The 303-nt window shown below is 44.2% G+C and carries 1 protein-coding gene; it reads left to right on the forward strand.

Going from position 1 to position 303, the window contains the following annotated elements; translation table 11 throughout:
• The coding region (locus WEIDD23_RS12490) for a UvrD-helicase domain-containing protein (protein WP_197458915.1) at nucleotides 1-303 on the forward strand (303 nt) is incomplete at both ends.

Raw genomic sequence — 303 nt, forward strand, 5'->3', positions numbered from 1 at the left:
CAGATGCGGTCTGGGTATCAACTTTCCACGCTTTAGCTGTGCGAATTTTGCGTCGTGATATCGACAAACTCGGCTATAAAAAAGATTTTTCAATCATCGATGCTGGTGCGCAACGAACACTTGTAAAGCGTATCCTAAAAGATTTGAACGTGGATATCGAAAAGTATGATCCCCGTTCAGTGCTAGGGGCTATTTCTAACGCAAAAAACGCCATGGAAAAGCCGGCTACCTATACTGAGAAAGCTAACGGGCCGTTCGAAGAAATTGTGGCGAAAGCTTACACTGAATATCAGCACCAACTTG

Source organism: Weissella sp. DD23 (genome assembly GCF_001579105.1).
Taxonomy (GTDB): Bacteria; Bacillota; Bacilli; order Lactobacillales; family Lactobacillaceae; genus Weissella; species Weissella cibaria.